This window comes from Paenibacillus sp. N3/727, from assembly GCF_022637315.1.
Taxonomy (GTDB): Bacteria; Bacillota; Bacilli; order Paenibacillales; family Paenibacillaceae; genus Paenibacillus_AQ; species Paenibacillus_AQ uliginis.
Map to the genome: position 1 here is coordinate 5,180,364 of NZ_CP093336.1, position 22,883 is coordinate 5,203,246.

Below are 22,883 nucleotides of genomic sequence, written 5' to 3' on the forward strand. Positions count from 1 at the left end.
CTTTCAGGTTTATGACCCAAAGACGGGAGCGGAAAACTTCCATTATACTGCAGATAACAAAGGAGTTAGTCTATCTATACTAGCGTGAATTACGGTTTTTCGCCTTGAGCAGGCGGTCCATTGCGGAACCGCTCTGCTCTTCAGCCTCCAGAGCCTTGCCGCCGGATGATTTCGGCGGCGGCGGTGGAGGCGGCGGGCCTGCGGAGCGCCCGCCCGTGCCCCCGGCCGGCTTCGCCGAGGCCGGGGTTTTCTCCCGCTGCGGCATCTTCGGCCGCTGCGGTACACGCGCCTCCGGCGGGGCCTTTCGGCCCGCCGCCGGAGCAGCCCCGGGAGCCGGGGCGGTTCCCCCGCCCCCGGCTTCCCCGGTGCCCGCGCCGCGATCACGCGGCTGCTCGGGCACGGGCCCGTCGGCAGCAGGCGGCTTGGCGGAGCCGCCGCTGCTGCCGTAGAAGCTCGCGGCGCGGTCTTTGCGCGCCGCGAGCCGATCGAGACCGGCGTCACGCCCGGTCTCGGCGGCTGGCGCCGGCCGCCTGCGGAGCGGGGCGGCCAGGCGTGCGCCGATGGCGGCCCATGGCAGGGCCAGGCGCCGCACGGCGATGTCGGCGACCCACAACAGGAGGGCCGCCACAAGCAGCGAGTAGCTCCAGTCATGGAGCACCTTCCGGGATGTGGCCTCGCGGTCGAATACCTCCTCCGGCTTATCCCAGGAAAGAACGCGCCCGCCGGTCATCTCGGCCAGCTTCTTCAGTCCATCTTCCCCACTGCCTGAAGAAATCCGGTACTCCGGCGAATAAGGAACAACAAAACCTGTGCCTGGCGCCGCTTGAACCGAATTTCCTCCACTGGCATCTTCAAGAGACATCAGGAATGCACCAGGCTTCGAAACGTTTACCTGTCCCGTATAACGCCCAGGCGCTTCCTGAATCAGCTCCACCGTCTGTTCCCCGGCCTCATCACCAGCAACTTTGGCAATGAGCTTCTCTGGCGGGTTATCGCTATCTGACTCGACCTGCAGCTTGACCTGATTACCCGCTGCTGTCGTTGTTACCTCATAAGGGGAGGAAGCAAATTGCGGGAAAGTCCACTTCACAATTTCAGTTAATGTGTTAGCAAACGCAGGCCAGGACACCCACTCCTTGGACCATTTTCCGCTCAGATCACTCGTCCATGCTACCGTTCTACCTGAACCGTATTGCCATCTAGCAAGAACAGGATCCGGTTCCGGGCTGGTCAGCACGGTCTGTGCTGAAGCTTTCGGTGTCGTTGCTACATACCCGTACAATCCCGGTACCCCTTGATCGAACAGGGAGGCCCAATCACCCGCATTTTGCATGGCAGGTACAAATGGTTTATCCACGATATATGATTTCGCCATCAACACCGCCTCACGGCTGAATACGGCAGGAAGCGTCGTTTCATCCTCAACATAGTAATATCGGCCTTTGGCCGCATCCGCGAGCGATTGCAAAAGGTTCGTGTCCGAGTCCATCCCGACCGCGACCGATGATAATGTAATTTTATTGTCCACCATGGTTTGGGTCAGTTCATCATAACCGGATTGGACAGCAGACTGCCCATCAGTCATGAGAATAATATGCCTTCTCTGCGTTTTAATGGACAACATCTCATCCAGAGCCGAAGAAACGGCGGGATAAATATTCGTCCCTCCCGCACTCGGAATGGAACTGATGGCGTTCAGCACTTCCTCCTTATCCCCAAGCTTCTGAGGCGGAACGACCCACCATGGACTATCGTCAAAGGCGACCACACCCACCGTATCTTTGGAACGCATCAGCTCTACCGTGCGCATGGCGGATTCCTTGGCCAGTTCTATTTTATTACCAGCCATACTGCCAGAACGGTCAATGACTAGGATAAGTCCCAGTGATGGAATTTCCCGTTTGCCTTCAAGTTCCATCGAGACAGGTAGCGCCTTTTCGATCGGGGTTTTGAAATAACCACCCATACCGAAGCTGTCGTCTCCCCCGGCCATCATAAAACCGATACCGAAGCTTCGAACCGCCTGTTCGATCATGTCCATCTGCTTGCCGCCGACATTGCTGCCGGACACGTTATTAAAAATAATACTGTCATAAAGAGCATATTTGGCTGCTTCCAGTGGCAACATATGGGGCGAAATCACTTCGGTCCCGATCATGCCGGACTCAAGGGCTGCTGTAATGTTGCCTGAAGTTCCCGGTGTCCCCTCAACAATCAACACCTTCGGCGGTCCGTCCACGCGTGTGAAGTCAAACCCTGCGTTGTTGGCAGAGGACTCATCACCATCCATGAAAATTTCAGCCCTATACCTGTGAAGCCCCGGTGACTTAGCCAATCCCTTTACAGCAAAGCGATTCTCACCAGGCGATACTTCAACCACTTCCCGACCAATTTCCCGATTGTCCTCATAGATACGGAGTTCACCGGCCGTCTTGAACGTGCTCTTGATCATCACTTCAACATAAAAAGATTCTGCCTGATACAGCTTATCCGGTACACGCAACTCCTCAACTGCCGCATCCCGTATTTCTCTTTGAGGAACTGGGAGAACGTCCACTGCTATACCACGGTCCTTCAGCAGCCTTCCTGTTGCCGCCATACTCCCGACATTCTCCTCCCCATCGGAGAGAAGAACAATTCGGGAATCAGCCGTACCTTCAAACAGATTCCCTGCCAGCTGAAGACCTGATTCAAGGCCCGTGAATTTCCCCTCGAGTGCCGCATTAAGGGATGCTCCTGCTTCCCCGGAAAGGGAAAGCTTCCGTTCTACCGCACCTTCAAGACCGGTTGAAACAATAGCCGTACCGTCCTTCTCCCCTTTGGCATCCATGGACTTTCCAATCCATTCACTGAGTCTGGCCGTGTCTCCCATACTGTCAGACCGGTCTGCCAAATATACAACCTGTTTATCCCGCAGGATCGTAAATCCGTGAAGTCCCGATAGCACAAAAATAAGTAATATGATGACACAAGCCCGTAGAAATAGTGCCAGCTTCTTGCGAAAACCACCCAGCCGGAAATCCGATTTATAAGCATAGTAGAGAAATGCTCCAGCTGGAATCAGCAGCAGAAGAAACCACGGACTACTAAATTGAACGCCCACGCTGGTACACCCCCCATTCTGCCGCAATCACGGCAAGTGCCAACGCTGCAAGCCAAGGCATAAGCTGAGCTGCAGAAGCACCTACATCTTCTGTAGCGCTTGCTGCTTCACTGTCTTTCTCCCCATCTGGCTGTCCTGCAGCGGTACGGCTTACGCCAGGACCTTTATCTGCTGACCAATCTCCTTCAAAAGGATCAGATGTTACTGCCAGCCAGTGGCTCACCTTCTCCCCTGCTTTATTCTCCTGTTCAAATGCATATAATCCAGGTATTTCAGGCACGGTTTGGGCTGGAGAATACCCCTTCTCGGTACGTATAGCCTCAGATGGCTGGAAGCCGGACTTGAGCGCCAGTCCGCCCTTCGGAACCCAGGCTGCCTTCACGGTATCCGCTGCAACCGGAATATCGGACGTAGCTCCGGCCATGTACCGTCCCAATCCGCTTCCCTTGCCTGATGTCATCCACTTCAGAGCGTTATTGACGAGCACCGGAAATTCAGATGATAACGGGAGATCACTGTCCTGCAGCAGAAATCCAAAGGATAGCCGTGGATGCCCTCCCTCCTTGCCCGCATAAACGAGAGGTGTATCCCCAAACTTGATGACTGGCTCGCCCCATGCCGGATTTTCATCCAGCAGAGTACCGATGTATACACCCGACAAGGAAACGTAGGACGTTACCGGGTGGCTGACCATTACCGGCCGGCCTCCGGGATTCGCCATTTTCTTCCCTTGCGTGCCGATTGTCCACAGCGGAGTTTTGGCTATTAGCGTTGACCATTCCCCCTGACGGTAAGCTTCAGGCATCGGACCATCCATCACGATCAGATTGTAATTGCCTTCCGGTACGGGTACCGCATTGCTCTGATCTTCAGCACCCTTCTCTTTACTATTCGTAGAATCGGAATCACCGCTATTGTTCACGGTAACCCGGGTAACTTCAGCACCGCTCAGCTGCAGGGCCTTTTCCAGAAACAAATTGCCTGGTGTGAGGAGCAGCACCCTTGAGGTTCCATGCTTCATCCCAAATGCATACGTCTCATTATCAGCGGTATAGCCGTCTTCTCCCGCCAGCTCCAGACGATACACTTCGGCAAAAGGAACATCGGCAAAAGATATGGTTGCCTTAGCCCCTGATTGTACTTCAATCTCCCTGCTTGTCAGGAGCTTGTCATCGCCGTACAAGCCCACTTCCACCGGCATCGGCTGTGCCGAATTGCTGCTGATAACAGCTACAGCTGTATTGGAACCCCCTGCTGTATCTTTGTTTGAAATACCGAACTGTTCTATTGCGAAATTAAGAGGAGTTCCCCCGGTAATTTTCTCAACCGAGACCGGAACATTGAACACCGTTTGAGTCGCATCTTCCTTCCACTGTCCGTCCGTGAACACGACAACTTCGACGTCACTTTCTTCTCGGGTCAGCGCTGAAGCCAGCGAAAGTGCCTCCCGATAGGAAGCCTGTCCATAATAAGGCTGCATTTCATCTACGGCCTTCAGAAATTTATCCTTATCCCCTTCACGGGACAAAAGAGTGACCGGCCTTGCCCCTACGGTCAACAGGGTAATATCTTTGCTCTTACCTTGATCTTTCACGTATTCCTTCATCCGATCCTTAAGCAAGTCCATTCTAGAAGAGCTGTTCTGCTCCTCTTTCTGATTCGTTACACCGCCCAGAGGCTTTACCTTCGCGCTCATGCTGCCCGAGGTATCCGCGACGATAACGATATGCTGGCTGCCGTTTCCGGACACCCGCAAGAAGGGCTGCATCAGTGCGAAGATGAGTAGAGCCGCTGCCAGCAGCTGAAGCCACAACAAAAGCCGGTTTTGCAGCTTCTGCCAAGGCCGGTTTGCCTCCAAGTTGCGGAGTACCCGGTCCCACAACAGATGGCTCGGTACTGTCGTATCTACATATTTCCGCTTGAACATATACATCAGTACGATAGCCGGCAAAGCAAGCCCGAACCATAGACTGAGCCATGATTGAATCCCCAAAAAGTCCTCCTCCTTAAACCCACTGCTCCCGGTAAAGCCTGCAAACCCCTACAAATGTAAACAACAAGCTCACAGACACCTACCCTTTAACTAGTCCCGCACCAGCAAGAATGCCGAACACCGCTTCCTGCAGTGGCATATCCGCTGGAATGAGCACATAGGTCACACCGCGCTCCGCGCATACCCTAGCTAGCATTTGGCGATAGTTCTCCAATTCCTCCCGGTAAGCATCCAGCACACGGCCGGTCACAGCCACCTCTTTACCGGTCAAGCTTTCGCTATCCACCAGACGTAAATCCCCGGAGAGGCGCGGCTCTAATTCTTCTCTCGACAGCACATGCACAAGTACGGTTTCCTGACCGGCTCCTGACAATAGTGACAACGATCTTGACAGTTCCTCTTCGCCGCCTTCCAGCCAGAAGTCCGAGAAGATCCAGGTCATGCCTGACAGCCTTGGCAATGCTCCAGGTACCGACAGTGCCGCTGCCAAACTTCCGTCACCACCGGTAGGGGTCTGCTGCAAATGCGCAAACAATCGATGCGCAGCACCCTTTCCACGGAGAATCGGCAGGCGTGAATCCAGTGTACGGCTGTAACACGCTACCTGCAGTCTGTCATAAGACGAGAGTGCCATATAGCCAATACTCGCCGCTAATTGCCTAGCCAACATCCATTTGGCTCCCCCTGAATCCATTCCCCCGGATACAGGCGTACCTGAGGATGTAGAAGAATCAAATGAAGATGTTGAAGTTCTTGCGTTCATAGATGCAGAACAATCCACATAGATGCTGACCATCAGCTCCTGCTCATCCATGAATTGTCGTACAAATGCTTTGCCTGTTCTGGAATAGACACCCCAATCAAACCTGCGCACATCATCACCGGGTGCATAAAGACGATAATCTGCGAACTCAAGCGATGAACCGAGACGGCGGGAACGCCGCTTTCCTTGCAGCGTGCCGGCCACTCTGGTTCTTGCCCCCAGGCTGAGCCGCTCTAGGCGAGTCAGCCACTCGGGCGGAAGCAGATGTCCGGCCCCGCTCACGCTGATCCCTCCAGCTTATCCAACACGGCCTGAATGACATTGTCTGTCGTGATGCCCATCGCTTGCCCTTCAAAGTTTAGGAACAACCGATGGCGAAGCGCAGGCAGCGCGGCAGCGCGAATATCGCCTGTAGATAGATGCATTCTTCCGCTGAGCAGTGCACGTACCTTGCCAACGGATATAATGGATTGAACTCCCCGCGGACCAGATCCGAAGCGGACATATTTACGCACCTCCTCAGGTGCGGATGTTTCTTCCGGATGGGTCATCATTAACAGTCTGACTGCATAATCGAGAATTTCCTCAGCGACCAGAACCTCTTTAGCGCCGTGCTGAATTTCCAGAAGCTCTTCGGCGGACATCTGTTTCTGAACTTCTGCCTCGTGCGAAGACGTTGTTCGTTTGACGATTTCCTTCAACTCATCCGCACTTGGATACGAAACTTCAATCTTCAGCAGGAACCGGTCGAGCTGTGCTTCCGGCAGCGGATAGGTCCCCTCGTTCTCAAGAGGGTTCTGGGTTGCCAATACGAAGAATGGCTTTGGCAGCCGATGCGTCTCACTGCCTACGGTAACCGTCTTTTCCTGCATCGCCTCAAGCAGCGCACTCTGTGTCTTTGGTGTGGCACGGTTAATCTCGTCAGCAAGCACGATGCTTGCGAATAAAGGCCCTTTTTGGAATGACATTCCTGTGCTTCCCTGTTGGCCGAAAGAGAGAATATTCGTCCCTGTAATATCGCTCGGCATCAGGTCTGGTGTAAATTGAATACGTGAGAATGACAGATCAAGTGCTTCAGACACCGTCCGCACGAGCATCGTCTTACCCAGTCCAGGGATACCTTCGAGCAAAGCATGACCTCCGGCAAAAATACACCAAAGCATCTGCTCCACAACTTCCTGCTGGCCGACGATAACTTCACCGATCTGCTCTCTCAGCTTTGATATTTTCTCCACCCATTCCTGCGGTTTAACTGTGATTTCAGACATGGACCATCCTACCTCTCTTTAAATGATTCTAAAATTAATGAAGTTACGGATTAGGATTGATCTGAGTGAAGTAATCCTCCACCAGTCCCTGCATCTGTTCCGGCAGCTGATTTCGACCCAGAGATTTCCGGGCTTCAGCGGCATAATCCTTATATACCTCTTCATAAGGCCGGGAGGCTCCCGGTACGGTCGGTGAAACACCGCCCTTCTGAATTTCGCCGCCTTTGCCGTTCAGGGCACCGGAATCATTTTTCACGTTTCCACTCCCCTCATACTCACGAGGGGTCGTTACCAGCTCACGGCCTCCGGAGCCTAATCCAGCACCGGGACCTTGACCAGATCCCGAACCACTTCCTGATCCAGAACCGCCGGAACCCTGTCCGCTGCCAGCTCCCTGACCTCCTGCTCCTTGTCCCGAGCCCTTCCCATTACCTGTACCTTGGCCTTCCCCGGAAGAATCTTCGCCGTCACTGTCTTCCCCGTCATCCGATCCTTCGCCAAGTCCTGCCTGAGCCAGTGCTTCCGCAGTTCCTCCTGTGCTCCATGTGTCTGACACAGACATTCCTGCAGCGGCCATTTGATCAGCAAGACTCAAGCCCTGAGAAGCCAGTGCGGCTGCCAAATCCGATGCTTTTTTTGAAGCTCCGTCCGAAGCATTTTTGGCTTCCGCCGCTTTGGCAAGCTCCTCGGCAAGTTTTTGAAGCGCTTCTTCCTGCTCTTTTGTCAATTTGCCATTCTTTAGCGAATCCGCCGCTTTTTGAAGAGCTTCCTTCAATTTGTCCGCATCTATGTTTTTAGCCACTTCATCGGCCATTTTCTTTAAAGCGTCGGAAAGCTGTTTCTTTTCATCCTCTGACATCTTCTTGACCTGCTCCGTCAGCTTCTTCATTTCCTGCTTCAGTTGCTCCGAATTGCCTTCCTGAAGACTTTTTCCTGCGTTCGATAACGACTTATTATTCTTCATCTGCTTCGCAAGCTCAGAGATGGCTTTTGCCTGTTCTTCTTGTTTCTTTACCGTTTTCTCCAGCTGCTTCATAACCTCTTCCAGCTTTTCAAGAGCCTTCTCTGGGTTCTTCTCATTCTCCAACTGCTTCTTCAGTGCATCAATCTGTTCCTGTAGTTTTTGCTTATCCTCCGGCCTGAGAAGATCTTTCTTCAGCTCCTCGGCCAGCTTTTCCGTTTCTTTCACTTGTTCCTTAACCCAGCTTCGCTGCTCTTTGGCAGCTTCGACCTTCTTATCCATCGGATTAGGAATGAACACCATAATCAGTACAGCAGCGAGGCCCGCCAAACATATCAGCAGCTGCTTTTTGCGCTTAGGTGCAGGCAGCCGCTGTTTAAGCGCTGCTATGAAACGACCACCGTAACTTTCCGCTTGTGCCCGCTGAAATTGTGCAGCAGGTGACTTATCCTCCTTGAAGGAAAGAGCGGTAACCATCATATCGCTACGCTCTGCCCCTTCGGGAACACTATCCATGACGGAAGCGGCGTCTTTAACGGGTACACGGCGAAGCAGTCCCCACAGTAGCCCAGCTGCAGCACTAGCTACTGGAAGGGATGCGGCTGCGATATCAAGCCACGGGATAGGCACAAACCTTCCTATAATTAGCAGCAGCACAGCAGCTGTGAAACCGGCAGTGAGCCCATACAGCATAAAGGCAACCATGCGGAACCGTTGCAGTCTGCGACGGGCCGTTTCAATGAAGCGCATAATATTTTCCATCTAGTACTACCCTCCGGTCTTTTACGGCTTAAACGCCTGAATCCTCCGACATGACCTCCCTAGGCTTCGATGCCTTCGGCTTGCCGAACAGCTTCCCTCTGCGCACAGGACGGATTCGGCGGATGGCTATCCATAACGAGACGACAATGACGACCGAATAAACGATAACGAACTCTTGCCACAGCTCAATCGGAGCCTTGCTGTTTAACGTCCCTCCCTGCACCATGAACATTTCCTTGGAGAATGAAGGCTCGAACAGACTGATCATCGCTCCCGCAGGATTCAGACCGAGCAAATAGCCTATCCATGAATAACTTTGGGTTATTGGCGGCGTGCCTGTCGAATACATATTCCGCACTTCAATTCCTACAAAGAATATATACAATAGACCCGTAACCAGGAAAATGACCAATCCAACTCCATACGTTACGATAATCGCTATGATTGTCCGTTTAAACAAGGTAGAGAACAATACCCCCAGCGATCCGAGCAGCAGCATAACAAATAGATAGAATAAAAATACCGATATGAGCTGTTTAGGCGAAATACCTCCATAAAGAAACACAATGCTATAAATCGGAAGCGTAGCAAGCACGATCAGTGTCATAAAGCTGAGAGACGATACCAGCTTGCTGAGAACGATGGTTGACGAGCTCTGCTGAGTTGTAAGCAGCATGCTGAGCGTCTGCTTTTCACGTTCACTGCTGATTACTCCCGCAGTCAGTGCCGGCGCCATAAATGCAATCAGTATCAGCTGGGCAAAGCTAAGCACATAAAACATCATCTGGCTTCTTGTGGGATCGAAACGCTGGGAACCATTCTGGCCCAAATACAAAAAGATATAAATAAAACCCATTGCCACAGCACCGAGTGCCAGTACATAAAACAGGACTGACAGCATGGAGCGGGGCGACCGCATACGCAATCGGAATTCCTTATCCATTACAGGATTGATCCATTTTCTGCTCCAATTCATGCTCTTGGTCCCCCTTTGGTTATTTCCAGGAACACATCTTCAAGATTACTTTGCGCTTCCTGGAAGGATACAACGGGCACATCCCAAGAGATAACCTGACGCAGCAGAGCACTCTGCTGAATATCATCACCGCTGAAATGGACGTGAACGCCTGTATTATCCGTCAAGACGGACGTGACAAACGGCTCGTCTCGCAGTTTCTGGGCAAGCTGTTCCTCATGCTCTAGAGTACGAATATGAATGATCTTTTTGACCCTCAGCCGGTTTTGGATATCGGATACTTTTCCTTGAGCAATCATCTCGCCGTGTTCGATAACGCCGATCTCATCCACCATCTCTGCGAGCTCCGGCAGGATGTGTGATGAGATGATAATCGTTTTACCCATCAGCTTTAATTCCTTCAAGATTTCACGCATTTCAATACGTGCTCTCGGGTCAAGACCAGAAGCCGGTTCATCCAGAATCAGAACATCCGGGTCATGGACCAAGGACCGTGCAAGACAGAGACGCTGCTTCATTCCCCGAGAAAGGCTGTCGACATACGCATCCGCTTTATCGCTTAAATTCACCAGCTCCAGCAACTGGGGAATCAATTTTTCCCGCTCCTGCCGGGTGATGCCGTAACTCGCTCCATAGAAATGGAGATACTCTGTCGCCTTCAGCTGATCATAGACACCAAAGAAGTCTGGCATATAGCCGATCCGCTTTCGCACTTCTTTCGGATACTCCGTCACTTCATATCCGCCCACCTTAGCTGTACCTGAGCTCGGAAGCGCAAGTGTTGCCAATATAGACATCGTTGTGGATTTCCCAGCGCCATTCGGTCCTACAAATCCAAACACGGTTCCTTTATCGATATCAAGGCTGATGCCTTTCAGCGCTTCAAAGGTTCCGTAATGCTTGCTTAAATCTCTGATTTCGATCATTCTATAACTTCCCCCTTCAGCGACAGCTCCGGCATCTGGAACATGGCCTGATCCTTAGCGGTAACGGAGAACCGGATCCGCTTATCCACAATATATTTTTCAGTATTGCCCTTCACCGTAAAGACATTGTTATTATCAGGTATCGGTTCCCATGCATTGTCGGCAGCATTCCATATTTCCATGGTCATTCCTCCGCCCAGCTTGGTCCCTTTAATAGAGAACTCAGAATATTTTGCATCCGTCTCTGACATCAGCGGAAACTCGGCAATCATCGTTCCCTGTGCAATCTCCACTCCGTGCGGACTCACATAGAACGTCGGAGCGTTCGACTGCGTTACCTGAGGAACCAGGAAACCGTATGGAATGTTTACCGTACCATTCTGGTTCCAATCGATACTCACAGGTTGTGTCCAGAAATTCAGCTGGTCACTCTGCACTTCCTTGCCCTTTAGCTTATAATTCGTCATGGTGTCATCGCTCCAGCCGAATATAAAAGCATCTTTGACCGTGTTACTCCTTCTGTAGCTGTAGGTGGATAATATTTCCCGCTGTCGACTATACTGATCATTTGAGCTATAAGGATACAGAATATTGCTCAAATCCCCAGCCATAACCTTCACAACCGATTTTCCAGAGACCGGAACATCTGCCGAGCTCTTGCGGGCAATATCCCCCATCTTGTGAGCCTTACCACCGATGACGAGTACAACTTCTTTAAGGTCATTCGTCGTTTCATTGATCACTTTACCTGCCAACTGCCCCTTGTCATCCAGCTTCAGATCTACTTTTAATTGACCCGTCTCTTCATTTACCGGATTCTCAGCCCACATTTTAGCTAGTGACCACTGCGGCATATTTTTTAGCTCCAGCTTGGTTTGTTCCTCTCCAACACGGATATAGCTATTATTGTCTGCCGATCCCCTGCCAAAAGCACCGTTGGAGTTTTGGGTCTTCAAATAAGTGTTCTTAGGAAATTCAAGCTCATAATCACCGCTTCTTGGTGTGAAGAAAGCAGAAGCTGTTGATTTAACCGCACTTCCCTTTCCGTCCAGCTCCATAATATTTATCGTATGTGCCATTTCTTCGGTCTTATCGGATGAACCGATCATATATACGGTACCGCTGGCAATGATTGCGATAAGAGGGATCAGAAACCAGGCCCATTCGCGCTTATCAGTCTTTTTCAAAATGTAATAGAGAATCGGCGCCACAATCAGCGCATAAACAATGAGCAGCCACATCAGCACTTGAAATGAAGGCATTTTCAGTGATGGAAAATAATCCAATACATAGCTCAAATTATCGATCATGGATCCGTAATACACGTTGTTAGACAGCGGGAGATCACTACGTAAAATTGAAGCCCAGACATCGCTGTGTCCCCCCCAGGAACTAACGGGCTCCATTGCTACATCATAAGCCGCATACCACACTTTCCCCTGTTCCACATTACGTGAAGCGAAGAGCGGAACTCCTGAAGTCTGGCTTTCAACAACAGCATCTTTCACTGGTTCAGCCGTAGAAATCGTAAATTCATCTTCCAGCTTCAGCGGCTTCCCTCCAAGCTTTTGCAGCTCGGGCAGTGACTCCACTGTTGTGGTCCCGTTCAGCTTAACCGGAGCGATATTTTCGAATGGAGCTGCTGTCTTGGCGTATCCTGCTCCGCCAGATAATACTAACGTTCCACCGGACTTAACCCAATTCGTAATCGACTCTTGTTTTGGCTGGGAGAGGGTATCGGATGCAAAATTGTTAATAACCAACACATCCAGCCCGTTCAGAAGCATGGAATCATTCGAAATGTCCTCTTCTTTCAAAGGGATAACGATTAAACTGCTTCCCTTACCGTTCAAAGCACTGAGGAAATTCATCGTGTCCTGATCATCGGACAGAACCCCGACCAAGCCACCCATCATTGCTGATTTCTGTATATAGTTCTTCCCTGTGGAAAAAGATATCGGTTTTCCATTCTTGTACGAGCCTTCATAGAACGTAATTTCGTTATTGTCTTTACTGTAAGAAAATCCGGGGATGCCTACGGTAATTTCTTTTGGCGTATCCTTGGGCAGCTCCACATGCTGTACATAAGCTGCCTCCTGCCCCATTCCGTTCGTGTTGTTTACTCGCAACACGATATCTCCTGAAATGTCGCGGTCGCTTGTGAGTATCAGCTTCAGCGGGTTCCACTTATCCTGCTTGATATTTCCTTTATAGCCCAGCTCTGTCTTAATTCCGATTTGCGGACCATCGGCATAAGCCGTATCACCCTGGAACGGATACGGAAGCACTGCTGTAAGCAGCAGCACTATAGATAACACCATAATCCCCGTTAGTTTTTTATAAAACGACAAATGATGATTCCCCTCTCCCTTAAATAATAGCCATCTAAACATAACGTTTTTCCCTTTGGCTTGTTTACCGTTTCTTTAACAATCTCCTATTAATGACGAGCCTTAGGAATTAAAAGTTTGCCGTAAAGACCTTTTTTGACAAAAAAAACCCCACTCCAAAAGTGGAGCGGGATGTATAATCCTAATTGCAGCAATTTCGGCTGCTCCAGTAAACTCATATGAATATCACAGAAATACTTATATTTTAAAAAACTACGGTTTTGTTGTTATGGACGAGAATACGGTCCTCGATATGCCATTTGACTGCTCTCGCAAGAACAACCCGTTCAATAGTGCGCCCGATGCGTTTCAACTCATTAACGTCATCACGGTGGCTGACCCGCTGTACGTCCTGCTCAATGATTGGTCCACCGTCCAGCTCCTCTGTCACGTAATGCGCCGTAGCGCCGATGATCTTCACACCGCGCTGATAAGCCTGGGCATAAGGTTTACCTCCGACAAACGCCGGGAGGAAGGAATGATGGATATTGATAATCCGGTTCCGATAATGCTTGATGAAGGTTGGCGATATGATCTGCATATAACGAGCCAATATGATGACATCGATGTCATCGCCGATCACTTCGAGCTGACGCTGTTCGGCTTCCGGTTTCGTATCAGCCGTGACCGGAATATGATGGTACGGAATACCAAAGGATTCGACATATTCCTTCATATCGAGATGGTTGCTGACCACAAGGGCGATATCTGCATCCAGATCTCCAGCCTGCCACTGCCAGAGCAATTCTACCAGGCAGTGATCCTCCTTCGATACGAAAATAGCAAGCCGCTTCTTACGAGCGACATGATGTATGTTCCATTCCATCTGGAATTTATCGGCTATATCGCGGAAAGACTTCTGCAGCTCAGGAAGTTTGTTAGCAAGCTCAGGCAAATCGAATTCGATCCGCATGAAAAACATACCGCCTGACGGATCCATCGTATACTGATCCGACTGAACGATATTTGCACCATGCTGATGCAGAAATTGCGATACCGCTGCTACAATCCCTGGTCCATCTGGACAGGCAATGAGCATACGAGCCCGATTTAGATGTTGATCTGCCGCGGAAGGCAGGTTTTTTTTCGTGTGAATATCCATACGCGTACAAACTCCCCCTCATTAACTGCTTATTCTTGCGTCTAAGCCTTCTGCCCTTTGCCGGCCAGCCAGGCGATAATACGCTGGTTGATTTGTTCTTCAGTGCAATCCTGCAGCAGGCCTGCAGCTACGACCATGTCGTAAAGGCGCTCCATAGGCTCGCGAGGATCTGCCTTTTTCGCTTTGGCATCATTCTTCAATATAGCCCATGTGTCCAGTACGAATGACCGCCCTTCAATTTCCTCTTTTGCAAAAAACTGTCCCAGTTCCTCAACCTGAGCTATAAACTCAGAACCATAACGCGCCTCTACCTCATCACGCAGCAGCGCAATTTCGATCTCGTACATAGGCCGCTGGGTTTTTGCATCCTTACCGATCCAAGGCGTCTCCAAAATGAATGGACGGCCCTGCAGGCGGTCGTTATGAACGATGTTATTGATCGTTTCGAATCCGATCCAGCCTGTTCCAAGCGGGGTGTGACGGTCTTTCGCCGCACCGCGAGGATTTTTGCTGTCGTTGATATGAACAACTGTAAGACGATCCAACCCGATCAGCCTGTCAAACTCGTCCAGTACGCCATCGAGGTCACTGACAATATCATAACCCGCGTCGTGAATGTGACAAGTGTCCAGACAGATTGCGAGACGGTCGTTATATTTAACCTTGTCGATGATTTGGGCAATCTCCTCAAAGCTGCGGCCCATTTCTGTGCCTTTGCCTGCCATCGTCTCCAGCGCAATTTTGACTTCCGTCTCGTCCGTACCGCCGAGAACCTCATTCAGCCCTTCAGCGATCCGTTCGATTCCGTACACCGCATCCTTATCTGTATATGCACCCGGATGCAGCACAATATTCTTCACACCAACAGCATGGGTACGGCGGATCTCCTCCTGGAGAAAGCTTACCCCAAGCTCATAGGTATTGGGCTTGTACGATCCCAGGTTGATAATATATGGTGCGTGAACGACAATTTCGTCGATCCCACACTCTTGCATCATTACTTTACCTTCTTCCAAAAACATCGTGTCAATTGGCTTGCGGCGCGTATTTTGCGGTGCGCCGGTATATATCATAAACGAACTGGAGCCATAGGATTTGGCTTCCGTCGCTGCACTCAGCAGCCCCTGTCCTGAAAAGGACACATGGGAACCGATTTTCAGCATGTGGCATCCCCCTCTTTCACACAATTATCACTTATTTTAGCGTGTATATCGAAATAAATCTAGGCGGGATGGAAAGCGGAGGATGATTTTAGAGAAAAGAGAGAAATAATATGACAAAGACCCTACCGATGTGTGCTGATAGGGTATTCGTATCTTTAACAATAACGGGGTCTTCACCCGCTAAACGCAAGTCAGCCCAGTTAAAGTAGCGGTATAGGGATTTTCCATTTGCAGAGATTCGGGAGTTCCCTCTTTAATATCCACGAGATCGGGCATTTCAAATAAATTACACATGCCTTACACAACGGTCTGACGTTTAGGGTTGTACCGCTTCGGGCTCAGGCAAAACCGATGTACATTGGGAGCAGCGGGTAGCAGCTTTGGGAATTTCAGAGAGACAGTAAGGACATTCCTTCGTAGTCTTCTCTGGCGCAGGCTCTTCGGTGCGCTCTCTATTTTTTACCCAATTGATGCCCTTAACAAGCATGAAGATACAGAATGCAATGATCAGAAAATCAATCATTGTGTTAATGAATTGTCCAATAGCAAGGACAGGAGCGCCTACCGCATTAGCGTCTGCTAAAGTGGAGATCTCACTTCCATCCGGCATCTGCATATCCGGCTTTAACTTAATGATGAGATCTTTAAAGTTAACGCCACCGAGTAATACCCCAATCGGAGGCATGATGATATCGTTCACGATGGAAGTGACAATCTTTCCAAATGCTCCCCCAATAACAACACCGATGGCCAGATCGATGACGTTACCTCGCATCGCAAATTCCTTAAACTCTTTAATAAAACCTTTCAATAAATATCCTCCTCATATGGACTCATTCATTCTATCTACCCATATTAGAGAGTCCTATAATTTGTCCTTTCACATTATATCCACACTAAACAAACAGCTACAAGTCTTTTTTGATGAAAAAGCTTGGAAATATTCATAACCTTTCAGAAATCCATAGTATATTTCATAGGTTTTATATTTGCTGCACTCTCGAAATAAATCTGGAATTGCGTTATAATTCTCATGAACGTATCCTGTGATAAAAATCATTGAGGTGATATAAAGATGCTGAACACTGCGGTCGTCCTTAAGACTTTGACATCCAGTGCGCCACCGTCATGGTTCATGAACTCCATTGCTTTTTGGGGATGGGTCATGCTTGGGCTGATGTGCATCGGCGGATTTTTCATGTTCCGCAAGTTTCTAAAGGTACTGCCTAAGGCTGACGGTAAGTCCAAGCTGGACTGGCAGAATTATTGGGTGGAGAAGAGCCGTCCGCTCTGGACAGAAGACTCCAAGCAGTTTCTGGGTGAGCTTGTTATGCCGGTACCCGGTCCATTCCGGGACATCGCCAAACACTCGATCGCAGCCGAAATCGGTAAGATTGCAGTGGAAACCGGATCCAGCGAGGTAACCAGAGATCACTGCATCAAGGGTTATATCATAGCAACCCCTAAACGCGATTATCAGTTCCTGATGGCCTTTCTTCACAAGAAAGGCATCGATTATACGCCTTACGAACATTTAATTAATAAGTAATAACACATCATTATGTTCCTACATAATAAATCTAGCTTCTCCGTGTAATAAAAATAGCCCCTTGCCTTCCAGCGTAATTGTCCGCCGGATTCTTGGCAAGGGGCTATTTATCTCTGCGATGCCTGTCTGTTACATGGTTACTCATTACAGTTACTACGACAGACATCTGGCCAACCGTTATCCAAAAATCTAACGACTCAATACCCTGCCCAAATATCATGAAGCGCGAAACGTATACCTTCCGCCTGCGATCAGGAAGGTATCACCTTCCTGCAGCGGATATTCCTTATAAGGAACCATGGGTTCGCCTTTCAAGATGGTTCCGTTTTTGGAGCCCAGATCTTTGATGATGTACCCCTTCGGTCCACGGGACAATTCCACATGTGCACGTGAGGTGCCAACGACCTGGGCTACGAACTGGGAGACCTCGGCCGACCGGCCAATAATAAAATGCGATTGATTCAGTTCCACCCGTTCCGGCACTCCGTCATTGTTCACTCCAATCACTTCCAGGAAAGCACTCGGAACAGGAGCAGCTCTTTCGGATCCATACTTCAGTGTATCCGTCTTAGGTTGAAGAAGCACGGTTCCTCCGTCTCCAGCTGAAGACAATACTTCGGTCCGGCTTGGCAATTGATTGTAATAATCTCCGGCAGACGGTATCTCCGCCTCGTCCTCCTGGACATGCCGACTTATGATATGCTCCCTTGGAGGTTGTTGTCTCTCACGGGTTGAAGTTGGAGGTTTCGCCCATCGCCAATCCTCACTAGGCGCATCTTCCTCTTCGTGAGTTTTATCTTTGGCCCTACCTGCAAACCATCCGGTCAATTTGTCCGCCTGAAACCCGAGTGATTTAGGATTCCGTGGCTTTTTATGTTCTAGCTCAACCGAATCAAACATAGGCAAAGAATCTGAATAATCTTCCGACTGATCAGCCGATTTACCGATCTTCCCCTTCCAGCCCATCAGTGACAATGCGCCGAGTGCTACCGTACATACAATTGAAGCTGCCATCATTACTCCGGTCGGGTTGTTCAAATAAAGGAATCTCCATACTACGGCCGCTGCAAGAAGCCCTCCCAACAACCAATAGGTTCTTAACGAGGAACTCCCTCTCCCTTCCTCTAATTCCGAATCCGGCGGCATATCCCATTCCGGCTGGCTTCTTGAAGGAAACAGTGGCTTTAAAGACTTTCCTTCCAATGACTCGGGGCTATTGGTAATCCCTCCTCGCTTATTGTGTTCGCCATGCCCAGCGTTAAGTTGTACACCTCCCGCTTCTGCAAGCCCTCCCTGAAGGAAAGAGTTTGAATCCGCTTTCGCAATATTATTTCCTATGCCAATCACACGGTGGCTCAACCGATTTACAGATTCCATTGCCCCATGTCCTGCCGGAGTACTTGATGTACTTGAGCGAGTTTCTTGGGCTCTATCGTCACTCCTGCCTACAGGGTTCATCTTGGCTTCGCCAGCTTTTGAGACCATAGAAACAGAACCTGTCTGGCAGCCGTTCAACTGACCTGATGCTCCTTGCTCCCGGTGACCATCGTCCTCCTCACCCGCTAACAAATCAATGAGCAGCCGTTTGAGTCCGGCCAGACTAAAGCCCTCATCATTGCAGTAGTGCATCATGGCCTGTACACCGCCGCCTCTCAGTTCAGAGACGGAGGACATTAGACGAGTCATCAGATCCTTGACCGACGTCCTTATTTGTTCAGGCACAGCTTCGGCCTTATCAAGTGGTACATAAGTCAGGTGCAGCTTTCCCAGATGAAGAGGGCCTTCAATGAACATATAGTTCTCATCCAAAATATACTGCTCCGGTCGAAGCATATACATAAAGCTGTCATTCAAAGCCGTGGCGATTTGCAGCAGCAAACTATAAAACTCCGTAAGAGACAGCTTTTCACTTTTCAGTGCCTGTGACAGCATTTTCTTGCCTGTAATGTTGTATTCCAACGTAATGCGAAAATCCACTTCCTTCGTATGGAGCGGTAAAAAATGGGGGATCCGGGAGGAGCGGATCATTCCCATCTGAACCTGGCTGAGATGGCTGGTCATCAGACCTTCCGGCCGGTCCAGAATCATAAAAGTTCCCCCACTTTGAACAAAATCTCGTGTTAGGCCGTACAAACTCCATCCCTCCTACAGGTGATAATAAATATAAGTACAGATTACACCGGGCAGAACAGCGATCATAAAAGGAAATCTCAAGTGTTCCTCTTTACTATTGCTCCATGGAGAAAGACTTCTAAGTATGAATACACCTGCAGCGTTGCCTGCCATTCTTCTCAGCCTTTTGAATGTTTCTCTGCGCCAGATCAGAATGAACAAGCCGATCAAGCCAGCGAATAATACCGAGTAAACCACTGCCTGGAGTGTAAAGCCTAGCCCGCACCAAGCTCCTATGCCTCCAAATAATTTGACGTCTCCCGCGCCCACTGCTCCTATAAAATACATAACCAGCACAACAAGGAATCCGCCGACCAACCCTTTAACTGAAAAAAGAATCCCTTCCCATCCGCTCGTCATTCCGTGATAAGCCAAGCCGATTATCATCGCCGGCATTGTAAGTAGGTTCGATATTTTCATGGAGCGAATATCGGTATAAAATGCTGCAGCCAAAAAGACCGCACATACTGCATAGGCAAAATCCATCAATCCTATCTCCTTCATTAACACGTGTACAGTTCTTACTGCCGCTCTACCACCGTAAACATCACTTCCAAACGTTCGCCATCAGCGGTTTCAATAATAAATGGCCAAGTGCCCGGAGTTGTATTAAAGCCCACGTTCCACTCCCATTCGATATAACCATTCTCATCTGCTGTCTTCCAGCCCAAATACTTCGCCGTGCTTTTTCCGGTTTTGTAGTACACTGACATATTGGCGGAAGCTCCAGGCTCCACTTTCACCTTAACTTTTGCCTGTTTACTTGCAATTGCCGGATCAGGTTTTTCCAGCAACTGGATGCTTCCTTCCTTTCCCTCGCCTTCATTTGAGCCGTTGCCCCCACCCTCGCCGGTGTCTCCAATCCAAAGCCTTTCCTGTGATTTAGCTTGTAGTACGATCTTCTTATTCATAAATGGAACACGGATTGGTAGCTCATAGCTGACCTCAATTCCAAAGTATGGGTTTTCCCCACTCTTTAGATTGGGAACCGAGACATTGGATACATGAATGCGGTCGTAATCCAAAAGGCCTTTGGGCATAAACGGCTTTAAAATCGGCTTGATGACGGGATCAAGTATTGCCTCTGCAGCCTGATTTTTTAGCTGCTGAAGCGGTTCGTCACCAGCTGCGGCTGCATCTGCTACCCATTGATTTAGGGGTGATGGAAGGGAAGAACTGTACTGTGAAACCCAGTCCTTAAGAGACAACTTCGGAATCTCCCAATGTGAAGCTTGACCTTCCTTTCCTTCCGCTCCGCTGTCCTCGTTCCCCTTATTAACAGCTAGAGATACAGGATATATATGGGATGTAACTGTTTTAACGGCATCCGACACTGTACTCTGCAGCGCTGTTGAAATGAGTGTCATCTGAACAATATAAATGAGAAATATAACAAAAAACATGAACAAGGGCAGTACAATCGATGCTTCAACAACCATACTGCCCTGTTCAGACGCAGGAACCTCCCGCCTCCTCTTTAATTTCATAAGCATGGTTCGTTTCATTTATGAACTCCTAATAGGAAAAATCAGCATTACGGGTTACAAAGTATCGGTTGCCCTCCACTTGGTCGGTGCCGCTGTCAAACACGGAGCCAAGCGCTTTCGTAATCCCTGGCAGGAACCACAGCCGTATTCCCGTAACGATTTCACCGGATGCATAAGTTCCCCTGTCGGCCGGATTCACTCCTGTATTTAGCCGGATTAGCGCCAGCATACGGGACATCTTTTTCTCATTATTGCTGTGGATAAACAGAAACATTCTCAAGTGGTCCCTGTACGTTATCTCTACAGGTACGTACTTCGATAGCTGAATTGAACCTTTCTGACAGAGCAGGATCATATCCTCTATAGCCTTTTCAATGCCGTATAGAATAGCTGCCGCTAAAATGAGCAATGGGTTGCCCATTTTACTGTTCACCACAAAGCCTTCCATAGTACGTATTGCAAGCCTTGATGCGAAAATTTCAGCATAAGCAGCTGCAACATTACCTGCAGGATTATGAAATCCGTATAGTATATACTCCACTTCCTGTTTACCTACTGCAAACTCCTCACTTAATTGGTCAACGGCTGAAGGATTTCTAACGATCTCTTCCAGCCGGGTAATATCAAAATGCTGAAAATAATGGACCGCATATTCATTTTGAAATAGCTCATCCCTTATACCGTTTAACATATTCCCCATCGAGCCATAAGCGCCGTCCATTTCATCCATTGATGATTTCCCCGCATCATAAGGATCATTGTCCAGCCCTTTGCCTTTAAACGGAGCCTCACCAGATCCTCCTTGTCCTTCGTTAAACGTGAGGCTTTCATCGTAATAACGCTGAAGTTTACGAAACTGCTCCTGTACTTCATTACTCTGCTGACTTGATCCACTGATCGCATCGATAACCTTGGCGGCCTCTTTCAGTTTCACTTGAGCCTTCTTCTCCGTCGCTTTCCGCTCTTTATCCGATGACCGAAACTGCTCCAGCATAGCAAGCTCACGATCCAGAATATTGTCATTTCCCGGTATGCCGTACTTCCGAAGATAATCCTGAACGCTGCTGCTGGCGCTTATTGTGCTCCCCTTCATACCGCTTCCACCCATTGATGCGAGAAGTCCTGAAACTTGGCTATCTACCGCATCCCATCGGCTTTTCTGCGCTGAAATTTCACTCTTCAAACCGTTCAACAACTCTTCCGAATGAATGAGCTTTTCCGCCTGCTGTCGTATCGACATAATCATCTCCGCATCACCGGCACTCGAACCATCTGACCCAGGGGTGTTATCCCTTGTCACTTGATCATATCCTTCGGTTTCGGAACGGTTTTCCGCATCTTTAATAACCTGTTTCATTTCTTCATTTAATTGCCGGGCTTCTTCCCACCGTTCGTTCGCATCATTCAACAGCTTGTCCTGTTCCTTACGGATCTTCTCCACTTTGAGTGAGATGGTAATACTCATGAAAGAAACTCCATCTAAGTAGGACTGAATGAGATCAGTGTACAATTTCTCTTCATCTGGTGGGCGTGCAGCATCCTCCTCAGATTTGATCACGTAATCGTTATATTGTGCCGCAGCATCCGCAGCTGTACGGATACTCCCCCCCAAAGAGGTATCCGTAATAGATGAACCCGGCGGATTCATGATCAACTTTGACAATGCCTCTGCAATTTCACCTGCTTTTCGCTGTTTCGCCAGCATGTCATCGAGTGCTTCTTCCCTTTTGTCATACAACTTCCTAAGCTTTTTCAAGACGTCCACCGCGTTAGATGCCTCTTTCATTGACTGTGACAGCGGTTTGAATTTATTCACTAGCTCCAGCGTAAAATCTATGGGTGCTTTGTACTTCATATCCTCACTGATTTGACGGTTAAAAATGTTATACTTCCCTAACGGGCGCTCTAATGAAAGGCCCGAGCTGTCGAGTTCCAGCGGCAGCAGATGGAAGGCATCGCCTCTTTTTCCTGGGCTCAGGCTTTCGTTAAGCATCTTACCCATAATAAAATCTCCGCTGCTATCCCCGAACGCATATAGACCATACTCCTGCTGCAGCTGGGGATCATAGGATGACATGACGGACCGTACAGCGGCACGGGCCAAACGCTCACTTTGGACCTTCATTGCTGCTACCCGCGCGTAATCAATAAATACAGCGACGAACATAAACACCATGGACAGAGCAATGATTAAAAATATAGAGACAGATCCATCAGAAGATCTTAATCTGCCCATTATCCTATTTTTCTTGTTGCGCCGTTTCATTG

Annotated in this window: 16 protein-coding genes; 1 reads left to right on the forward strand and 15 read right to left on the reverse strand. The window is 49.3% G+C overall.

Going from position 1 to position 22,883, the window contains the following annotated elements:
* Positions 1-79: 79 nt before the first annotated feature.
* The 11 genes from MNQ98_RS24080 to mscL all read right to left on the reverse strand — a co-directional run bounded on the left by MNQ98_RS24080 (position 80) and on the right by mscL (position 16,182).
* A complete protein-coding gene (locus tag MNQ98_RS24080; protein WP_241930509.1) occupies positions 80-3,103 on the reverse strand; it encodes a VWA domain-containing protein in 3,024 nt (1,007 codons plus the stop codon).
* Positions 3,087-5,096 (reverse strand): vWA domain-containing protein, encoded by a 2,010-nt coding sequence (locus MNQ98_RS24085; RefSeq protein WP_241930510.1) that lies wholly within the window; start codon positions 5,094-5,096, stop codon positions 3,087-3,089. The genes MNQ98_RS24080 and MNQ98_RS24085 overlap by 17 nt, the downstream gene beginning before the upstream one ends.
* Before the next feature lie 79 nt (positions 5,097-5,175).
* Positions 5,176-6,141: a DUF58 domain-containing protein gene (locus MNQ98_RS24090; RefSeq protein ID WP_241930511.1), complete on the reverse strand. Its 966-nt coding sequence runs from the start codon at positions 6,139-6,141 to the stop codon at positions 5,176-5,178.
* Positions 6,138-7,127 (reverse strand): AAA family ATPase, encoded by a 990-nt coding sequence (locus MNQ98_RS24095; RefSeq protein ID WP_241930512.1) that lies wholly within the window; start codon positions 7,125-7,127, stop codon positions 6,138-6,140. The genes MNQ98_RS24090 and MNQ98_RS24095 overlap by 4 nt, the downstream gene beginning before the upstream one ends.
* A gap of 43 nt (positions 7,128-7,170) precedes the next feature.
* Positions 7,171-8,850, reverse strand: coding sequence for a phage tail tape measure protein (locus tag MNQ98_RS24100; RefSeq protein ID WP_241930513.1), 1,680 nt, complete (start codon positions 8,848-8,850; stop codon positions 7,171-7,173).
* A gap of 28 nt (positions 8,851-8,878) precedes the next feature.
* Positions 8,879-9,826, reverse strand: coding sequence for an ABC transporter permease (locus MNQ98_RS24105; protein WP_241930514.1), 948 nt, complete (start codon positions 9,824-9,826; stop codon positions 8,879-8,881).
* Complete coding sequence (locus MNQ98_RS24110; RefSeq protein ID WP_241930515.1) at positions 9,823-10,752, reverse strand: ABC transporter ATP-binding protein; 930 nt, start codon at positions 10,750-10,752, stop codon at positions 9,823-9,825. Before MNQ98_RS24110 ends, MNQ98_RS24105 begins: the two co-directional genes overlap by 4 nt.
* Positions 10,749-13,103 (reverse strand): DUF7408 domain-containing protein, encoded by a 2,355-nt coding sequence (locus MNQ98_RS24115; RefSeq protein WP_241930516.1) that lies wholly within the window; start codon positions 13,101-13,103, stop codon positions 10,749-10,751. Before MNQ98_RS24115 ends, MNQ98_RS24110 begins: the two co-directional genes overlap by 4 nt.
* A gap of 244 nt (positions 13,104-13,347) precedes the next feature.
* Entirely contained in the window at positions 13,348-14,244 is an 897-nt protein-coding gene (purU, locus tag MNQ98_RS24120; RefSeq protein WP_241930517.1) for a formyltetrahydrofolate deformylase, read from the reverse strand.
* 41 nt (positions 14,245-14,285) lie between these two features.
* Complete coding sequence (locus tag MNQ98_RS24125) at positions 14,286-15,407, reverse strand: deoxyribonuclease IV (RefSeq protein ID WP_241930518.1); 1,122 nt, start codon at positions 15,405-15,407, stop codon at positions 14,286-14,288.
* Positions 15,408-15,723: 316 nt separating this feature from the next.
* Positions 15,724-16,182: a large conductance mechanosensitive channel protein MscL gene (gene mscL / locus MNQ98_RS24130; protein ID WP_241934025.1), complete on the reverse strand. Its 459-nt coding sequence runs from the start codon at positions 16,180-16,182 to the stop codon at positions 15,724-15,726.
* A 300-nt stretch (positions 16,183-16,482) separates the two neighbouring features.
* Here mscL and MNQ98_RS24135 point away from each other — a divergent pair, with 300 nt between their 5' ends.
* Positions 16,483-16,956, forward strand: a complete 474-nt coding sequence (locus MNQ98_RS24135) for a DUF2621 domain-containing protein (protein ID WP_241930519.1) — start codon at positions 16,483-16,485, stop codon at positions 16,954-16,956.
* A gap of 216 nt (positions 16,957-17,172) precedes the next feature.
* Here the strand turns inward: MNQ98_RS24135 and MNQ98_RS24140 are convergent, their stop codons facing one another.
* From MNQ98_RS24140 to MNQ98_RS24155, 4 genes are read right to left on the reverse strand one after another with little or no spacing between them, the layout of a single operon-like run.
* Positions 17,173-19,089 carry a DUF6382 and FHA domain-containing protein gene (locus tag MNQ98_RS24140; RefSeq protein ID WP_241930520.1) on the reverse strand — a complete coding sequence of 639 codons (1,917 nt, stop codon included), beginning with the start codon at positions 19,087-19,089 and terminating at the stop codon, positions 17,173-17,175.
* Positions 19,090-19,101: 12 nt separating this feature from the next.
* Positions 19,102-19,614, reverse strand: a complete 513-nt coding sequence (locus tag MNQ98_RS24145; protein WP_241930521.1) for an A24 family peptidase — start codon at positions 19,612-19,614, stop codon at positions 19,102-19,104.
* Positions 19,615-19,649: 35 nt separating this feature from the next.
* Positions 19,650-20,633, reverse strand: a complete 984-nt coding sequence (locus MNQ98_RS24150; protein WP_241930522.1) for a TadE/TadG family type IV pilus assembly protein — start codon at positions 20,631-20,633, stop codon at positions 19,650-19,652.
* 10 nt (positions 20,634-20,643) lie between these two features.
* Positions 20,644-22,881 (reverse strand): hypothetical protein, encoded by a 2,238-nt coding sequence (locus MNQ98_RS24155; protein ID WP_241930523.1) that lies wholly within the window; start codon positions 22,879-22,881, stop codon positions 20,644-20,646.
* Positions 22,882-22,883 lie beyond the last annotated feature (2 nt).

Excerpts from the sequence above, each read along its gene's own strand:
- MNQ98_RS24095 (WP_241930512.1), bottom strand. The coding sequence starts at position 7,127 with ATGTCTGAAATCACAGTTAAACCGCAGGAATGGGTGGAGAAAATATCA.
- MNQ98_RS24100 (WP_241930513.1), bottom strand. The coding sequence starts at position 8,850 with ATGGAAAATATTATGCGCTTCATTGAAACGGCCCGTCGCAGACTGCAA.
- MNQ98_RS24105 (WP_241930514.1), bottom strand. The coding sequence starts at position 9,826 with ATGAATTGGAGCAGAAAATGGATCAATCCTGTAATGGATAAGGAATTC.
- MNQ98_RS24110 (WP_241930515.1), bottom strand. The coding sequence starts at position 10,752 with ATGATCGAAATCAGAGATTTAAGCAAGCATTACGGAACCTTTGAAGCG.
- purU (WP_241930517.1), bottom strand. The coding sequence starts at position 14,244 with ATGGATATTCACACGAAAAAAAACCTGCCTTCCGCGGCAGATCAACAT.
- MNQ98_RS24125 (WP_241930518.1), bottom strand. The coding sequence starts at position 15,407 with ATGCTGAAAATCGGTTCCCATGTGTCCTTTTCAGGACAGGGGCTGCTG.
- mscL (WP_241934025.1), bottom strand. The coding sequence starts at position 16,182 with ATGCGAGGTAACGTCATCGATCTGGCCATCGGTGTTGTTATTGGGGGA.
- MNQ98_RS24135 (WP_241930519.1), top strand. The coding sequence starts at position 16,483 with ATGCTGAACACTGCGGTCGTCCTTAAGACTTTGACATCCAGTGCGCCA.
- MNQ98_RS24145 (WP_241930521.1), bottom strand. The coding sequence starts at position 19,614 with ATGGATTTTGCCTATGCAGTATGTGCGGTCTTTTTGGCTGCAGCATTT.
- MNQ98_RS24150 (WP_241930522.1), bottom strand. The coding sequence starts at position 20,633 with ATGAAACGAACCATGCTTATGAAATTAAAGAGGAGGCGGGAGGTTCCT.
- MNQ98_RS24155 (WP_241930523.1), bottom strand. The coding sequence starts at position 22,881 with ATGAAACGGCGCAACAAGAAAAATAGGATAATGGGCAGATTAAGATCT.